This window comes from Allobranchiibius sp. GilTou73, assembly GCF_021391335.1.
GTDB lineage: Bacteria > Actinomycetota > Actinomycetes > Actinomycetales > Dermatophilaceae > Allobranchiibius > Allobranchiibius huperziae.
In genome coordinates this window covers 909,763-925,821 of record NZ_CP090051.1, presented here as the reverse complement: position 1 = coordinate 925,821, position 16,059 = coordinate 909,763, and the positions used below count along the sequence as shown (strand labels likewise).

Sequence of the window (16,059 nt, the reverse complement as noted above, 5' to 3'; positions counted from 1 at the left end):
GGCGCGGCAGACACCCGGCTGAGCAGGCCGGCCGACTGTGCGCGCTGGTGCCGACTCTAGGCCCGAGGACGACTTCATACGGGGGAAATGCGTAGGTGCTAAGTGCTGCTCAACACTGTTCAGCGGGTGTAAGGCGTTGGTAAAGACTTCGTAATGGCACGACCCCCATGGTGGCAAGTTACGTGCTGTCAAGTAATTGCACGACCCAATATTCCGGCTCCATCACTGGGAACACGATGGTTCGATCCGCTATACAAGTCCAAGATTCAAGTAATGGGGGGTATCGTCCTCACAGAGTCCGCCCGCACCGAAGAAGCACCGCATTCACACCTGCTCAGCATCATTACGTCACCGGGGAAAGCACTCATGTATCGCAACTCGCCACGTTCGCTCGCCGAGGGTTCCACCTTCGAGCAGCGCACCTGGAAACCGATCGAGGCCGCGCCAGCCGGCAACCGACGATCACCGTGGTCGTGCCCGCGAAGAACGAGGCCGACAACCTGCGAGCCGTGCTGCCGACGTTGCCTCCCGTGCACGAGGTCATCCTCGTGGACGGCAATTCGACCGACGGCACCGTCGAGGTCGCACGCCAGGTCATGCCCGACATCAAGGTCGTCAAGCAGACGCGCAAGGGCAAGGGGAACGCCCTCGCGTGCGGCTTCAAGGCTGCCACCGGCGACATCATCGTCATGTTCGACGCCGACGGATCGGCCGATGCCCGGGAGATCCCCGCGTACGTCGACGCGCTCATCAACGGCGCCGACTTCGCCAAGGGCAGCCGTTTCATCAAGGGCGGCGGCAGTGACGACATCACCCTCCTGCGGCATGTGGGCGCCACCGGGCTGCACGTCCTGGTCAATCTCACGTTCGGCCAGCGCTTCAGCGACCTGTGCTACGGCTACAACGCGTTCTGGACCGAGCTGGTGCCGGCGCTCGGCCTGCCCGACATCGACGCGCCCGTCCCGCCCGGCGGGATGATCTGGGGCGACGGCTTCGAGATCGAGACCGTGATCAACCTGAGGATGGTCGGCGCCGGGGTCCAGATCCGCGAGGTGCCGAGCATCGAGCGTCCCCGCATCCACGGCGAGAGCAACCTGCACACCTTCAAGGACGGGTTCCGGGTGTTGCGCACGATCGTGTCCGAGCGACAGAGGGCCACCGCGCTGCGGCGTCGTGGCGCGACCGTCCTGACGACGACGACCGCTCCTGCCGAGCAGGTCCGCCGGCCCAGCATCAGCGCGTGAGGACCATCGCGGAGCCGACGTTCTCGGTCATCGTCTGCGCATACACCGAACGGCGATGGCAGGACCTGTGCGAGAGCGTCCAGTCGGTGCTCGAGCAGACCCTGCCCCCGATCCAGCTGCTGGTAGTCGTGGACCACAACGACGTGCTGCTGCAGAAGGCGCGTCAGCGGTTCGGTGCCCTGAAGCCCGATCACATGGCGATCTCGGTCGTCGCCAACGCCCACCTGCCCGGCCTGTCCGGAGCTCGCAACACCGGTATCGAAGCCGCCCACGGTGAGGTCCTGGCATTCCTCGACGACGACGCCACCGCCGACCCGCGATGGCTGGAATCGATGGTCGCGCACTACGCCGACGACCATGTGATGGGCGTCGGCGGCTCGGCCCAGCCGTTGTGGCCGGTCGGTGTCCGTCGCCCCGCCACACTGCCCGCGCCACGCGGCGGTGAACGGGGCGAGTTGGACTGGGTCATCGGGTGCACCTACGAGGGTCTGCCGGCCGACGCGGCCACGGTGCGCAACCTGATGGGGTGCAACATGTCGATGCGCGCCGAGGTCTTCGGGCAGGTGGGGATGTTCAGCGAGGATCTCGGCAGGATCGGTCGTATCCCGCTGGGGTGCGAGGAGACCGAGATGTGCATCCGTATCGCGCAGTCGGTGCCCGATTCCTCCTTCGTCTTCGAGCCCCGCGCGCGAGCCGCCCACCGGGTGAGCCCGGATCGGCTGACCTGGTCCTACCTGTTCTCCCGGTGCTACGCCGAGGGCGTGTCCAAGGCCGCAGTGTCTCGGATGGTCGGCCAGGACGCGGCTCTGGCTTCCGAACGCCGCTACGTCGCCGCTGTGCTCCCGCGTGCGGTGCTGCGCGAACTGTTCAACGTCAGTCCGCGCCATCTGCTCGGCGCGGGAGCGATCCTCGCCGGCACAGCGACGACGGTGGCCGGTTACGTGCGTGGCAAGGCGGCGAACTACACCCCCACCACGACGCGACCTGCTCCGGCCGACACCGCCGTACCCGCCGCCTGACCCGACGTCATCGGCGGCCGGTCCACCACCAGCGCTGAACGATCTCCACCGGCCCCTTGGGCTCGGCGGGGCGGAAGCGCAGGCACCCGCACTCCCGACGGAACGCGCAGTCGGTGCCACGCCGCAGATGCTCGTGCGAATCGAACGTATGCCCGCACATGCATCCTCGTTGTGCATCGACGTTCGGTGCCATGGCAGCAATTTTATGGTGTGGACCTCCCAGGGTGGGCACGGACCTCCCCTCGACGCGTGAATCGCGGGGACTCCCGGGGGTGCTCGACGTCACACCCTCACTGTGCCATCACACCGCCGGCATTGCGCCACCGCGCGCCGATGTCGGACCGGCCACGATCGGTCAGCGGTCCCCACAACCGCACCCGCGCCATCCCACCGTCCGGGAAGACCTCGAGCCGGGCCGCAACGATATCCGGGCTGTTCTGTCCCTCCAGCCCATCCAGGCCATTCATGCCATCGATGGCCGAAACCCGGAACCGGTGACGGGTGTCCGGCTGCAGGCGCGTGCGGGGCAGGATCTCGACCTGCTGGCCGTCGACCGAGGTGCCGGTGAGACGCGCCCACCCCGGCGCGTTGCCGACGAAGTGCCGCGTGTCGAGTTCGACGATGCGGACGGCGCCCGGTCCGGCGAGCGCGAACTGCACCCAGTCGTGGCCGTCGTCGCGCCGGCGGGAGGTCTCCCACCCCTCGCCCATCGAGCGTGCCTCACCGGGCAGGATGAGGTTGGCCGGCGCCGAGTAGAACATGTTCGAGCAGTCGGTGACCTTGCCGCCGAGTTCCACGGCCACCAGGTCGACCTGACCCTGCGCCACCAGACGAGGGTCGGGCACGACCTCACCGTGCACCCGCAGGCGCGCGATGCCGCCGTCCGGGTGCATCCGCAGGCGCACGTGCGACACCAGGCGACGCTGCGACACCGTGAACGGATTGACGCTGTCCCCTTGGACCGGCTGCACCCCGACCAGCTCGAACCAGTCGGCGTCTGAGAGCTCGTCGGGCGCTGGGTAGCCGTCGATGTACGCGCCCTGCAGCGACACCTGCGGCGGGTAGTTGCCCGTGAAGAACGAGGTGTCGACCAGGACGCCGTGCACGATGCCCGGCGAGCCGAGCCGGATCACGGCCCAGTCGATCCCGGGCTCGCGGCGACGCCGGGTCTCCCACCCGTCGTACACCTGACCCTTGTTGCCGAAGGTGAAACTGGCGTACGTCGGGGCGTCCGCCTTGATGAGGTTCTCCTTCTCGGCGAACAGCTCGTCGCTGGCCGCCACCACCCCTGCTCCCAGACGGCGCGAGGCCAGGTCGGGCAGTCGGGTGAAGTCCGGGGCGTCGTTCATGGCGTCTCCTTGGGGTCGGGCTCACGGCTCGTTGCGATGCGGGTCGGGGCAGGGGTGTCACTACGGACGAGGAAGCGGCCGTCCGCGTGTGCGGTGCTCGCCTCGCGCCCTCCGAGCCAGGTACGCCGGGCTGCCCCGCGCAGGGTGATCCCGTCGTACGCCGTGAGCTTGTTCTTGTGGTGCAACCGCCGGGCGTCGACGGTCAGGCTCTCCTCCGGTGCGAAGGCGACCAGATCGGCACGTCGGCCGACGTCGATGCCGCCCTGCTCGGTCAGGCCCACGACGGCGGCCGGCCTCGTACTCATCCAGTCGACGACGCGCGCCAGCTCGATGCCCCGCTCACGGGCACCCGTCCAGACGGCCCGCAGGGCGACCTCGACGGATGCGACGCCGCCCCAAGCGGTGCCGAGGTCCCCGGAGTCGAGCTGTTTGAGGTCCACCGTGCAGGGGGAATGGTCGCTCACGACCATGTCGATCGTGCCGTCACTCAGTCCCTCCCAGAGCTCGTCGCGATTGCTCTCGCCACGGATCGGGGGGCAGCACTTGTGCGTGGTGGAGCCGTCGCGGATGGTCTCGGCGGCGAAGGTCAGATAGTGCGGACACGTCTCGACGGTCAACGGCAGACCCTCCGCCTTGGCGGCGCGCAGCTCATCGAGGGCGGCGGCGCTCGACAGGTGCAGGATGTGCGCACGGGCGCCCGTGCGGCGGACGGCCTCGATGACGGTGTGGATCGCGGACACCTCGCTGGAGTCCGGGCGGGAGGCGACGAAGTCGGAGTACCGCCGACCGCGGGCCTGCGGAGCCGCCGCGATCACGTCCGGATCCTCGGCATGCACGATCATCAGCGCACCGAGCTCGGCGACGCGCTGCATGTACTGCACCAGTTCGCTGCTCGACAGTGGCGCAAACTCCGGCACCCCGGAGTCGATCAGGAAGCACTTGAAGCCGAACACCCCGGCGTCGTGCAGCGGCCCGAGCTGGTCGAGATTGCCCGGGACCGCGCCGCCCCAGAACCCGACGTCCATGAAGCACTGACCGCGCGCCGCGTCCTGCTTGACCCGCAATGCCTGCAGCGTGGTCGTGGGCGGCAGGCTGTTGAGCGGCATGTCCAGCAACGTGGTGGTCCCGCCGCTGAGGGCGGCACTCGTCGCGGACGCGAAGCCCTCCCAGTCGGTGCGGCCGGGCTCGTTGACATGCACATGCGTGTCGACCATCCCCGGCACCAGCACCTCGTCGTCGGCCAACCGGATGCGTTCGCCGCTCCAGTCGGCGTCGGCGTCGCCCGTCCCGACCGCGGCGATGGTCCCGGCGCGGACACCGACGACGGCCGGCCGCTCGATCCCGGCGACGACGGCCCGGGATGCCACGAAGATCTGATCGAATGCTTCGGGCATGGTCAGCGGGTCCTTTCCAGCACGTCGGTGAGCAGCGCCGCGGCGCGGCGTTCCAGCAGCGGGCCGGCGTCCTTGATACAGGTCGCGACGTCGGGCTCGATGTCCGTGAGCGCGTAGGCAGCGTCGATACCGGCGAGATGCAGTTCCTCCGCTGAGACCGTCACCCGCCCGGCGACGGCGTGCACGGGGATGCCGGCCGTCCGTCCCGCGTTCGCGACCCCCATCGGCGTCTTCCCGCGCAGACTCTGTGCGTCGAGGGATCCCTCCCCCGTGATCACCAGATCGGCTCCGCGCAGCGAGTCGGTGAACGAGGTGATCTCCAGGAGCGTCTCGATGCCGGACCTCAGCCGGGCGCCGAGCAGCAGGGCGGCGTATCCCGTTCCGCCGGCGGCCCCCGCGCCCGGACGACGTGCGAGCGTGCGGTCACCCAGCGACGCGAAGTGTGCGAGCGCGTCGTTCAGGACGCGCACCTGGTCGGGGTCGGCGCCCTTCTGCGGGCCGTACACGGCGGCGGCACCGTGCTCACCCGTCAGCGGATTGTCCACGTCGCAGGCGAGTTCGAGACGGACCCTGGCCAGGCGCGCGCGGGCCGCGGTCAGGTCGACCCGGCGTACGTCGATCAACGCGCCGCCGCCGGGGCCGACAGGACGTCCGGCGGCGTCCAGGATGCGCGCGCCGAGCGCCGACAGCATCCCGGCACCGCCATCGGTGCTGGCACTGCCGCCGACGCCGACCACGAGGCGACCGCACCCGGCGTCCAGAGCCGCGCCCATCACCTGTCCGAGGCCCCGGGTCGACGAGGTCATGGGCGCCGCCGCACCGCTCGGGAGCAGTTGCAGGCCGCAGGAGTTGGCCAGTTCCACCACGCAGGTGACGCCGCTTCGCTCCGCGAGCATCGCGTACCTCGCCTCGACCGGTGCACCGGTGGGTCCGTCCACGGTGACCGTGCGAGAGTCGAAACCCGCGTCGATCGCGGCATCGACCGTGCCGTCGCCGCCGTCGGCCACCGGTGCGGTGACGACCTCGATCGAGGGATCCACCGACCGCAGGCCCGCGGCGATGCGGGCCGCGGCGTCCCGAGCGGTCAGCGAGCCCTTGAACTTGTCGACGGCGACGACGATGCGCACCATCAGTCCAGCAACGCCACGACCGCACCGGGGGCGTCCTCGCCCCGGGCGGCCAGCTCTTCGAACTCCACGATGTTGTCCAGTTCGGTACCCATCGACACGTTGGTCACGCGCTCCAGGATGACCTCCACGACGACCGGCACGTGGAATTCGTCGCGAAGTTTCTTCGCGTCCTCCAGCGCGTCCCGGATGGCGTCCGGTTCGGTCACACGGATGGCCTTGCAGCCCAGTCCTTCCACGACTCGGACGTGATCGACGCCGTAGCCCCTCACGGTCGCGTCCGCACCCTCCTCGGCGTTGATGTTGTCGAAGGCGAGCTGGACGCAGTAGTCCATGTCGAAGCCGCGCTGACTCTGCCGGATCAGGCCGAGGTAGGCGTTGTTCACCACGACGTGGATGTAGGGGATGTTGAACTGCGCGCCCACGGCCAGCTCCTCCAGCAGGAACTGGAAGTCGTAGTCACCCGAGAGCGCGACGACGTTGGCGTCCGGGCTCGCCGTGGCCACCCCGAGTGCCGCCGGGAGCGTCCAGCCGAGCGGACCGGCCTGCCCGGCGTTGATCCAGTGCCGGGGGTGGTAGACGTGCAGCAGCTGCGCTGCCTGGATCTGCGACAGCCCGATCGTCGAGACGTACGTCGCGTCGGTCCCGAACGCGGCGTTCATCTCCTGGTAGACCCGCTGCGGCTTGATCGGCACCACGTCGAAATTGGTCTTGCGGTGCAACCGGCCGCGACGTTCGCGGCACTCCTGCGCCCAGGCCGAGCGGTCGGGCAGCCGGCTCCCCTGCCCGACCTCGATCAGGCGGCGCAGTGCGGCGCCCGCGTCCGAGACCACGCCGTAGTCGGGAGCGAAGACGCGGCCGATCTGGGTGGGCTCGATGTCGACGTGCACGAAGGTGCGCCCGGCGGTGTAGGTGTCGATGCCGCCGGTGTGCCTGTTGGCCCACCGGTTGCCGATGCCGAGTACGAAGTCCGCGGCGAGCAGGGTCTCGTTGCCGTAGCGGTGCGACGTTTGCAGACCGACCATCCCGGCCATGAGGGGGTGGTCGTCGGGGATGGCGCCCCACCCCATGAGGGTGGGGATGACGGGGATGCCGGTGAGCTCGGCGAACGCCACCAGGTCCTCGGCCGCGTCGGCCGTGACGATGCCACCGCCCGCGACGATCACCGGACGCTCGGCGGCGGCCAGCATGTCGAGGATCCGCTGCGCCTGGGCGGCTGTGGCCTCGGGCCGGGCGACCTTCAGCGGCTCGTAGGTGTCGATGTCGAAGTCGATCTGAGCCATCTGCACGTCGATCGGCAGGTCGATCAGCACGGGCCCGGGACGCCCCGATCGCATCAGGTGGAAGGCCTTGCTGAAGGTGCCGGGCACCTGGCCCGCCTCCATCACCGTGACGGCCCACTTGGCCACCGGTGCGGCGATCGCGGCGATGTCGACCGCCTGGAAGTCCTCCTTGTGCAGCTTGGCCACCGGTGCCTGACCGGTGATCGCGAGCATCGGGACGGAATCGGCGGAGGCGGAGTACAGCCCGGTGATCATGTCGGTGCCGGCCGGCCCCGACGTCCCCACGCAGACGCCGATGTTGCCGGCGGCCGCGCGGGTGTAGCCCTCGGCCATGTGCGAGGCGGCCTCGACGTGACGGGCCAGCACGTGCCTGATCCCGCCGTGGTCGCGGACCGCGCTGTAGAACGGGTTGATGGCGGCGCCGGGCAGCCCGAACAGCTGTGTCGCGCCCTCCTTCTCCAGGATGAGTACGGCGGCGTCGACCGCCCGCATGATCGTCACTTGGAACCTCCGGAGAGTCGTTCGACACCCTGCAGCAGCGCCGAGTGGTCCAGGCCGCCACCGCTGCACGCGCGCACCGAGGCGACCAGCTGAGCCGCGAGCGCGCCGAGCGGCAGCACGACCCCGGCCTCCCGCGCGGCGGAGGTGACGATGCCCATGTCCTTGTGGTGCAGGTCGATCCGGAATCCCGGCTCGAAGCTGCGGGTGGTCATGTTGTCGCGCTTCTGCTCGAGCACGGCGCTTCCCGCGAGGCCGCCGCCGAGCACGTCGAGCGCGGCCTTCGTGTCGACGCCGTACGCCTCGAGGAAGACCAGAGCCTCGGCGACGGCCTCGATGTTGATCGCCACGATCAGCTGGTTGGCGGCCTTGACGGTCTGGCCGGCACCCGACGGACCGACGTGGACGACGGTCTTCCCGACGACGTCGAGCAGCGGCTGGGCGAGCTCGAAGTCCTCCGCCGAGCCGCCGACCATGATCGACAACGCGGCGTTCTTCGCACCCGCCTCGCCGCCTGAGACGGGAGCGTCGATGATCCGCAGGCCCCGAGCCTTCGCGGTCGAGGCGAGCTCGGCCGTGACGTCCGGGCGGATCGAGGAGAAGTCGATGATCAGCGCACCGGACGCGGCGGAGTCGAAGACCCCGCCCTCGTCCTGCAGCACCGATGCGACGTGCGGGCTGTCGGGCACCATCACCGCGATCACCTCCGCGTCGCGGATCGCCTCGGCGGCGGAGCCCGCGGCGCGACCTCCCGCGGCCACCAGGGCCGCCGTCTTGTCCGGCGTGGGGTCGTAGCCGGTCACCTGGTGGCCGGCCTCCTGCAGATGAACCGCCATCGGGCTGCCCATGATGCCCAGGCCGATGAAGGCGATGCACGTGCTCATACGGTGCTCCTGTCGTTGGTCTCGCGGACGTTGTCGGCGCCGGTCGCGCCTCGTTCGCCCCTCGGCAGCCAGCCGTCCAGGCCGGCTTCGGTGGTGCAGGCGGTCTTGTACTCCAGCGCCACGTAGCCGCGGTATCCCGCGTCCTGCAGCCGGCGTACGTACCCCGCCAGGTCCAGCCGACCGGTGCCCGGTTCACCACGCCCGGGATCGTCGGCGATCTGCACGTGGCCGACGCGGTCGCCGTACTCCCGGACGACCGCGTCGAGGTCGTCGCCGTTCGCCGCGAGGTGGTAGAGGTCGCAGAGGAACTGCACGTTGTGGACGCCGGTCTGCCGCCGGACCCGACCGATGACCGCGAACACGTCGGCCGCGGTCTTGAGGGGGTAGTCCGGACACCCGCTCACCGGCTCCAGGAGTACGACGCCGCCGATCTCGGCGACCGCCGCGGCCGCCGTCGCGAGTGCCCGGACGCCGGCCGCGTCGCTCGCGGCCACGTCGGCACCGGGAACGCGGTTGCCGTAGAGGGCGTTGAACGCGCGGCACCCGCTCCGGCGGCCGAGCTCGACGACGACCGGGATGTTGACCAGGAACTCCTGCTGCCGTTCCACCCAGCTGACCAGGCCGCGCTCGCCGCCCGGCATGTCGCCGGCGAAGAAGTTCAGGCCGATGAGCCGCACTCCGGCGTCCTGCACGGCACGGATGAAGTCGTCCTGCTCCTTCTGGGTCGGCGTCGCCGTCTCCCACGGCCACCAGCACTCGATGGCGTCGAAGCCGGCGGCCCGCGCCGCGGCGGGACGCTGCAGGAAGGGGATCTCGGTGAACAGGATCGAGATGTTCACCGCGTACCGGGTCGAAGTCACCATCGTTCTCCTTGTTCCGCATCGTGGAAGTTATATTCCGCCATTCAGAATAGCCGGAGGAAGGCACATCCGTAAACCCCTTCGACCGGAAGGCCCCTCTCCGCCGCGAACCGCCGCGAAGTCAGCGGGTGAGGTCGACCAGCTGCTCGACCGAGAGACCTGCCAGCTGCCGTACCTCGTCCTCGTCGACCGCGCCGCAGCGGACGCCGCGCAACAGCGCCGACGCGAGCATCCGGGCGGTGGCCGGCTCGTCCATCACTCCGCCCTCCACCCGCCCGACGTACGCCGCGAGCCTGGCCGCCGCCGGGCGCAGGGCCTCGCGGAAGAAGAGGTAGGTGGCGACGTAGCGGGAGACCAGATGGCCCGGGCACATGTCCCAGCCCTGGTAGATGCCCCACCGCAGCGAGCGCAGCACGAGCGCGGTGTGCAGTGCCCAGGTCGCGCCCGCCGCCTCGGCCGAGGTGAAGTCGACGACGTTCGTGGCACCGTCCGAGACGGTCACGCCGGTCTGAGCGGCGGCGACCTGCATGACGGCCTTGGCGTGATCGGCCACCGGGTGGTCGGGCGCCTGGTAGGGCGCCGCCACACCGAGGCCCGCGCTGTAGTCGAACGTGCCGTACACGAGGCTCGTCGCGCGCCGACCGGACGCATGCACCATCGTCGCCACCGCCGCAGTGCCGTCCGCTGCCAGGATCGCCTGCGCGGTCTCGATCTGGATCTCGAATCCGATCGAACGGGCGGGAAGGCCGAGCGTGACCTCGATCCGTTCCAGCGCCAGCGCCATCGCCCGCACCTGGTCGACGGACGTGACCTTGGGCAGCGTGAGGGTGAGCCCGTCCGGCACCCGACCCCCGTGCAGGTCTGCTCGAGGAACCGCGCCAGGGTGCGTACACCGCGTTCGCGGGTCGGCGCTTCGAACGCCTTGAAGCGGATCCCCCACCACGCGGGGCGGGTGCCGTCCGCGCGCTGGCTCTCGTACGCCGCGAGCGCGTGTGCGAGATCCCCGTCCTCGACGCCCTCGGCACGTCGGCCGTAACCGTCCTCGAAGTCGACCCGCAGATCCTCGATGGGCTCGCGGACGAGCTTGGCTCGCACCCGGTCGTAGACGTCGGCGAGCCGCTCGGGTGCCAGCCCGGTGGCGCCCGCGAGTGCGTCGGCGGTCGGCGCGTAGTCGTCGAGCAGCCGCAGGGCCTCCCGACCCCAGGCCTGCGGCGTGCCGGCGTCGTACCGATCGGCGGGCACGTAGACGGTGTGCACGGGTGCGCGATCCACCCGGTCCCCGGGGTAGCCCGCCGTCAGGTCCCGGTCGGCGCCCGCGAGCAGGTGATCCAGCTCGGCGATCAGGTCTTCGGTGGCGTCATCGGCCATCGGTCTCTCCTCCAGCTCATTTTGGAAGATTAATTTCGTATGCCGGAACGTAGCAGCTGATACCGCCCGGCGGGGACGAGCACCAACTACGCTTGGGACCCGAATCGGCGGTCGCACGATCCTGCGCCGATCCACCGTGTGCGTCCGACGTCGAGCGTGACAGCGTCGCACCGATCTCGCACCACACCCGAGGAGAGTTCATGGCTGACGGCGGCAGAAGCGGTGGCGTGCAGTCGGTGGGACGTGCCCTGGACATCCTGGAGGCCATCGACGCCGCAGGCGGTGAGATGGCCCTGGTCGAGATGAGCAACGTCTCCGGCCTGCCGATGCCGACCATCCACCGGATCGTGCGCACCCTGGCGGATCGCGGGTACCTGCGACAGCTGCCCGACCGCCGGTACGCGCTCGGCTCGCGGCTGATCCCGCTGGGCGCGACCGCCCTGATCGCGTTCGGCTCCCGGAGCGCGCCCGAGTTGAGCCGCATCGTGCAGGAGTTCGGCGAGACCGCCAACCTCGCGACGCTCGACAGCGACCAGCTCGTCTACGTGGGGCAGGTGCCGTCGCCGCGTGCGCTGCGGATGTTCACCGACCTGGGCCGGCACGTCCCGCCCCACTGCCGCGCCGCGGGCAAGGCGCTGTTGGCGCAGCTGCCCGATGAGGAGGTCCTCGCGATCCTGGGGCGCGCCGGCATGCCCGCGATGACCGACAAGACCATCACCGATCCCGACGTGATGCTCACCGAGCTGGCCCGCATCCGCAAGAACGGGTACGCCACCGAGGACGGCGAGATGGAGCTCGGGGTGACCTGCATCGCCGTCGCCGTGCCCAGCGCTACCGCCCTGATGTCGGTCTCGATGTCCGCACCGTCCAGCCGGATCACCGGCGCGGTGCGCAAACGCGCGATCCCGTTCCTGCAGGACGTCGCCGCGCGCCTCGCGAGCGACCTCGACAGCGCCACCGCGTAGCGGCAGCGAGCGGCCGAAACCAGGCGGCGCTGTCCGGGCACGATGCCCACCGCCGTTCGCACCAGCCTCTTGACGACCGACGTGACGAGTGTCATATTCCTTATCGCGGAATATAAATTTCGCATGACGAAAGAGACCACGTGACCGACATCCACTCGCTCCCGGCAGGCGTCTTCGACGACCTCGCGGCCGACCGCGCGTCCGATCTGCTGCGGACGTGCTGTGCAGCGCCGAGTTGGGTGCGCCGAATGGTGCAGGGCCGCCCGTACGGCGATCGCGATCGCCTGCTCAGTGCCTCCGACACCGCCTTCGCAGCCCTGACCGAGCAGGATGTGGCGGACGCCCTCGCCGACCACCCTCGGATCGGCGAGCGACCGGCCGGCTCCTCCGCGTCCGGGCACTTCTCCCGAGCCGAGCAGGCTTCGGTCACCGATGCCGACGACCAGGTCCGACACGACCTCCTGCAGGGAAACCGCGCCTACGAGCGGCGCTTCGACCGGGTCTTCCTCATCCGCGCCGCCGGTCGCACGCCGGCCGAGATCCTCGCCGAGCTGCACCGCAGGATGGACAACGACGAGCAGACCGAGCTCGCCGAGGTCATCGAGCAACTGCGGATGATCACCCGTCTGCGCCTGGAGGCGATGGTCCGATGAGCACCCTGTCCACCCACGTGCTGGACGCCGTACGCGGTGTGCCGGCCGCCGGCATCCCCGTCGAGGCCTTCGCACGCGGCATCGAGAACGACTGGCACCGCATCGGATCGGGCATCACCGACGACGACGGCCGCGTCACGAGCCTTGCCGACACCCCGCTCGACCCGGGCACCCACCGCATCGTCTTCGTGACCGGCGACTACTTCGCCGCGCACGACGTCGAGGCGTTCTACCCCGAGGTCTGCATCACCTTCGTCGTCACCGACGAACGGCACTACCACGTGCCCGTCCTACTCAGTCCGTTCGCCTATTCGACCTACCGAGGGAGCTGAACCACCCATGTCCTACGTCTTGGGTCACAACCAGTACGGCAAGGCCGAGGTGCACGTCGTGCGTGTCTTCCGCGAGAGCCGCGAGAGCCGCCACGACATCGTCGACTACAACGTCAGCGTGGCGCTGAGCGGTGATTTCGCCGACGCGCACATCACCGGCGACCAGGCCAACGTCCTCACCACCGACGCGTGCAAGAACACCGTCAACGCGTTCGCGAAGGAGGCCGGTGACGCGGTCCGCGCGCCGGAGTCCTTCGCGGTCGCGCTCGCCGACCACTTCGTCGACGACGTGCCCCAGGTCGCATCGGCCACGATCACCGTCGAGGCCTTCCCCTGGCAGCGGATCGGCGATCAACCGCATGCGTTCCGCCGTGTCGACGACTACGTGCGCACGGTGACGGTCCGTCGGGGCAACGACGGCGACCGGCCGGCCAGCGTCGTCAGCGGTCTCACGGGGTACGTCGTCCTGAAGACCACCGATTCAGAGTTCCACGGCTTCTACCAGGATCGCTACACCACCCTGCAGCCCACCAACGACCGCGTGATGGCGACCGCCGTGACGGCACGGTGGGCGCACGAGTCGAACGAGAACGCCGACTGGAACGGCGCCTTCGACACCGTCGTCGACGCGCTCACGACCGCCTTCGCCGACTCCTACAGCTACGCGCTGCAGCAGACGATCTGGGAGATGGGCCAGAAGGCCCTCGACGCCGCGCCCGGCGTCGCCGAGATCCGGCTCAGCTGCCCCAACAAGCACCACTTCGTCATCGACCTGTCACCGTTCGATCTCTCGAACGACAACGAGGTCTTCCACGCCGACGACCGGCCGTACGGCCTGATCGAGGCCACCGTGAAGCGCTCGGCCGATGTCGACATGTCAGCTGCCTATGACCCCGGGCAGGCCTGGTAACAGGTCTGCCCCAGTCCCGGGGCGCCGATCGCGCCGTACAGCCGGGACACCCCGATCTGGCACGAAAACCCCTGTGCCAGCGTCAATTCCAAGTAACAGCCCGACGCGTCCACCCCGCGTGCGCTGGTGCCGACAAATCCTTGACGTGACCTGAGTCACTGTCTAGCATTTCGCATCACGGAATATTAGTTACGTCTAGCGGAATATAAGCAGTCCAAGGAGCACCGATGACCGTAACAGCCGCACCCGCCTCCACCCGCCCACCCGTTCATCCGGTCGACGAGGTCCTGCCCGCACCACAGCTGGCGATCTACGGCATCCAGCACGTCCTGGCCTTCTACGCCGGCGCGGTGATCGTCCCGATCCTGCTCGCGAGCGCCATCAAACTGAGCACGCCGGATCTCATCCATCTGATCAACGCGGACCTGTTCACCTGCGGCATCGCCAGCATCATCCAGTCGATCGGCTTCTGGAAGGTCGGCGTCAGGCTGCCCCTGCTGCAGGGGGTGACCTTCACCGCGGTGGCACCGATGATCTCGATCGGCGTCAGTCACGGCGGCGGCGTCAACGGCCTGCTCTACATCTACGGGTCGGTGCTCATCGCCGGCCTCTTCACGCTGGCGATCGCTCCGTTCTTCGGCAAGTTGATCCGCTTCTTCCCGCCGGTCGTGACCGGCTCGGTCATCACCATCATCGGCCTGTCGCTGCTGCCGGTCGCTGCCGGTGACGCGGTGATGAACCCGCTCACCGGCAAATCCGAGCCCGGCAACGGCCGGTGGATCCTCTACGCGATCGGCACCGTGCTGCTCATCGTCGCGATCCAGCGCATCTTCCGCGGCTTCATCGCGACGGTCGCCGTCCTCATCGGGCTGATCGTCGGCACGGCGATCGCCTGGAGCCTGGGCGACGCCAAGTTCAGCGATGTCGGCAGCTCTCACATCGTCGGAGTCACCACGCCCTTCCACTTCGGCACGCCGAAGTTCGCGGTGGCCGCGATCATCTCGATGATCATCGTCATGCTCATCACCGCGGTGGAGACCACCGGCGACGTCTTCGCGACCGGCGAGATCGTCGAGAAGCGGGTGGGCGGCGAGGACGTCACCCGCGCGCTCCGCGCCGACGGTCTCGCGACCGTGATCGGCGGCGTCCTCAACTCCTTCCCCTACACCTGCTTCGCCGAGAACGTCGGTCTGGTGCGCCTGACCCGGATCAAGAGCCGGTACGTCGTCGCCGCCGCCGGCGGGTTCATGATCATCCTGGGCCTGCTGCCCAAGGCCGGCGCGGTCGTGGCCGGCATCCCGTCACCGGTGCTGGGCGGCGCGGGTCTGGCGATGTTCGCCACGGTCGCGGTCGTCGGCATCCAGACCCTGACGAAGGTGGACTTCAACGACCACCGCAACGTCATCATCGTCGCGAGCAGCCTCGGGCTGGCCACCTTCGTCACCGCGCAACCGGACGTCGCCAAGTCGCTGCCCGATTCGCTGCAGGTCTTCCTGGGCAGCGGCATCACGATCGGCAGCATCGCGGCGTTCGTCCTCTACATCGTCTTCTTCCACCTCGGATCGGGCCTCGGCCCGGCCGTGGCAGGCGCCCCGGGGCACCTGGTGCGCCTCGAGCAGGTGAACGAGATGACGCAGGAGGAGTTCGTGCAGACCTTCGGCAGCCTCTTCCAGGGTCCGTCGTGGATGGTCGAGCGCGCCTTCGGGCAGCGACCGTTCAGCGACAGTCGGGACCTGCGCCAGGCGTTCCAGGAGGCACTCTTCGCCGCGACGTCGGCCGAGCAGGTCGAACTGGTCAACGCCTACCCGCGCCTCGGGCAGGCTCTGGGAGGTGACGCCCCCGTGGAGTCGCTGGAGGACCAGGGCACCCGCGGCCTGACCCACCTGGGCGAGCAGGACCAGTCCGACCTCGACGAGCTCACCGCGGCGTACGAGGAACAGTTCGGCTTCCCGCTGGTCATCTGCGTGCGCGACGAGGGCAGTTTCGACGACCTCATCCGCCACGGCTGGGTCCGGATGCGCAACTCCTCGGTGCAGGAGCACAACATCGCGCTGGTCGAGATCGCCAAGATCGCCGGCTACCGCTTCGACCGCCTCGTGGCGGACGCGAACCCGATCAACTCGGCGCGCGTCCGCGCGTACTGACCGTGGTCGGGGCAGGGATGACGTACGTC

Annotated in this window: 15 protein-coding genes; 8 read left to right on the top strand and 7 right to left on the bottom strand. The window is 69.3% G+C overall.

Annotation, left to right across the window (positions count from 1 at the left end; all coding sequences use genetic code 11):
- Positions 1–467 precede the first annotated feature (467 nt).
- Together LVQ62_RS04605 and LVQ62_RS04600 are read left to right on the top strand one after the other, a co-directional pair.
- Positions 468–1,244: a glycosyltransferase family 2 protein gene (locus LVQ62_RS04605; RefSeq protein WP_255696522.1), complete on the top strand. Its 777-nt coding sequence runs from the start codon at positions 468–470 to the stop codon at positions 1,242–1,244.
- Positions 1,241–2,263 (top strand): glycosyltransferase family 2 protein, encoded by a 1,023-nt coding sequence (locus LVQ62_RS04600; protein WP_233765670.1) that lies wholly within the window; start codon positions 1,241–1,243, stop codon positions 2,261–2,263. The genes LVQ62_RS04605 and LVQ62_RS04600 overlap by 4 nt, the downstream gene beginning before the upstream one ends.
- A gap of 290 nt (positions 2,264–2,553) precedes the next feature.
- On the opposite strand, the gene alc is transcribed toward LVQ62_RS04600, so the two are convergent.
- The 7 genes from alc to LVQ62_RS04565 form a co-directional block, all read right to left on the bottom strand.
- Positions 2,554–3,612 carry an allantoicase gene (gene alc / locus LVQ62_RS04595; protein ID WP_233765668.1) on the bottom strand — a complete coding sequence of 353 codons (1,059 nt, stop codon included), beginning with the start codon at positions 3,610–3,612 and terminating at the stop codon, positions 2,554–2,556.
- A complete protein-coding gene (gene allB, locus LVQ62_RS04590; protein WP_233765663.1) occupies positions 3,609–5,006 on the bottom strand; it encodes an allantoinase AllB in 1,398 nt (465 codons plus the stop codon). Before allB ends, alc begins: the two co-directional genes overlap by 4 nt.
- Before the next feature lie 2 nt (positions 5,007–5,008).
- Positions 5,009–6,136: a glycerate kinase gene (locus LVQ62_RS04585; protein WP_233765661.1), complete on the bottom strand. Its 1,128-nt coding sequence runs from the start codon at positions 6,134–6,136 to the stop codon at positions 5,009–5,011.
- Entirely contained in the window at positions 6,136–7,917 is a 1,782-nt protein-coding gene (gene gcl / locus LVQ62_RS04580; protein ID WP_233765659.1) for a glyoxylate carboligase, read from the bottom strand. Before gcl ends, LVQ62_RS04585 begins: the two co-directional genes overlap by 1 nt.
- Positions 7,914–8,798, bottom strand: a complete 885-nt coding sequence (locus LVQ62_RS04575; protein ID WP_233765657.1) for a 2-hydroxy-3-oxopropionate reductase — start codon at positions 8,796–8,798, stop codon at positions 7,914–7,916. The genes gcl and LVQ62_RS04575 overlap by 4 nt, the downstream gene beginning before the upstream one ends.
- Positions 8,795–9,661: a hydroxypyruvate isomerase family protein gene (locus tag LVQ62_RS04570; RefSeq protein ID WP_233765655.1), complete on the bottom strand. Its 867-nt coding sequence runs from the start codon at positions 9,659–9,661 to the stop codon at positions 8,795–8,797. Before LVQ62_RS04570 ends, LVQ62_RS04575 begins: the two co-directional genes overlap by 4 nt.
- A gap of 118 nt (positions 9,662–9,779) precedes the next feature.
- Positions 9,780–10,502 (bottom strand): aldolase/citrate lyase family protein, encoded by a 723-nt coding sequence (locus LVQ62_RS04565; RefSeq protein WP_233765652.1) that lies wholly within the window; start codon positions 10,500–10,502, stop codon positions 9,780–9,782.
- 146 nt (positions 10,503–10,648) lie between these two features.
- On the opposite strand from LVQ62_RS04565, the gene LVQ62_RS04560 reads away from it, so the two are divergent.
- The 6 genes from LVQ62_RS04560 to uraD (LVQ62_RS04535) all read left to right on the top strand — a co-directional run bounded on the left by LVQ62_RS04560 (position 10,649) and on the right by uraD (LVQ62_RS04535) (position 16,030).
- Complete coding sequence (locus tag LVQ62_RS04560; protein WP_233765647.1) at positions 10,649–11,059, top strand: hypothetical protein; 411 nt, start codon at positions 10,649–10,651, stop codon at positions 11,057–11,059.
- 167 nt (positions 11,060–11,226) lie between these two features.
- On the top strand, positions 11,227–11,991 hold the full coding sequence (locus LVQ62_RS04555; RefSeq protein WP_179483327.1) for an IclR family transcriptional regulator: 765 nt from the start codon (positions 11,227–11,229) through the stop codon (positions 11,989–11,991).
- A gap of 140 nt (positions 11,992–12,131) precedes the next feature.
- The gene (gene uraD / locus LVQ62_RS04550) at positions 12,132–12,644 is read left to right on the top strand and encodes a 2-oxo-4-hydroxy-4-carboxy-5-ureidoimidazoline decarboxylase (protein ID WP_233765645.1); all 513 of its coding nucleotides are present in this window, start codon (positions 12,132–12,134) and stop codon (positions 12,642–12,644) included.
- Positions 12,641–12,976, top strand: coding sequence for a hydroxyisourate hydrolase (gene uraH / locus LVQ62_RS04545; RefSeq protein ID WP_233765642.1), 336 nt, complete (start codon positions 12,641–12,643; stop codon positions 12,974–12,976). The genes uraD (LVQ62_RS04550) and uraH overlap by 4 nt, the downstream gene beginning before the upstream one ends.
- A 7-nt stretch (positions 12,977–12,983) precedes the next feature.
- Positions 12,984–13,886, top strand: a complete 903-nt coding sequence (gene pucL, locus LVQ62_RS04540; protein WP_179483329.1) for a factor-independent urate hydroxylase — start codon at positions 12,984–12,986, stop codon at positions 13,884–13,886.
- Positions 13,887–14,113: 227 nt separating this feature from the next.
- Positions 14,114–16,030 carry a 2-oxo-4-hydroxy-4-carboxy-5-ureidoimidazoline decarboxylase gene (uraD, locus tag LVQ62_RS04535; protein ID WP_233765640.1) on the top strand — a complete coding sequence of 639 codons (1,917 nt, stop codon included), beginning with the start codon at positions 14,114–14,116 and terminating at the stop codon, positions 16,028–16,030.
- Positions 16,031–16,059: the final 29 nt, after the last annotated feature.

Excerpts from the sequence above, each read along its gene's own strand:
- alc (WP_233765668.1), bottom strand. The coding sequence starts at position 3,612 with ATGAACGACGCCCCGGACTTCACCCGACTGCCCGACCTGGCCTCGCGC.
- allB (WP_233765663.1), bottom strand. The coding sequence starts at position 5,006 with ATGCCCGAAGCATTCGATCAGATCTTCGTGGCATCCCGGGCCGTCGTC.
- LVQ62_RS04585 (WP_233765661.1), bottom strand. The coding sequence starts at position 6,136 with ATGGTGCGCATCGTCGTCGCCGTCGACAAGTTCAAGGGCTCGCTGACC.
- LVQ62_RS04575 (WP_233765657.1), bottom strand. The coding sequence starts at position 8,798 with ATGAGCACGTGCATCGCCTTCATCGGCCTGGGCATCATGGGCAGCCCG.
- LVQ62_RS04570 (WP_233765655.1), bottom strand. The coding sequence starts at position 9,661 with ATGGTGACTTCGACCCGGTACGCGGTGAACATCTCGATCCTGTTCACC.
- LVQ62_RS04555 (WP_179483327.1), top strand. The coding sequence starts at position 11,227 with ATGGCTGACGGCGGCAGAAGCGGTGGCGTGCAGTCGGTGGGACGTGCC.
- uraH (WP_233765642.1), top strand. The coding sequence starts at position 12,641 with ATGAGCACCCTGTCCACCCACGTGCTGGACGCCGTACGCGGTGTGCCG.
- pucL (WP_179483329.1), top strand. The coding sequence starts at position 12,984 with ATGTCCTACGTCTTGGGTCACAACCAGTACGGCAAGGCCGAGGTGCAC.
- uraD (WP_233765640.1), top strand. The coding sequence starts at position 14,114 with ATGACCGTAACAGCCGCACCCGCCTCCACCCGCCCACCCGTTCATCCG.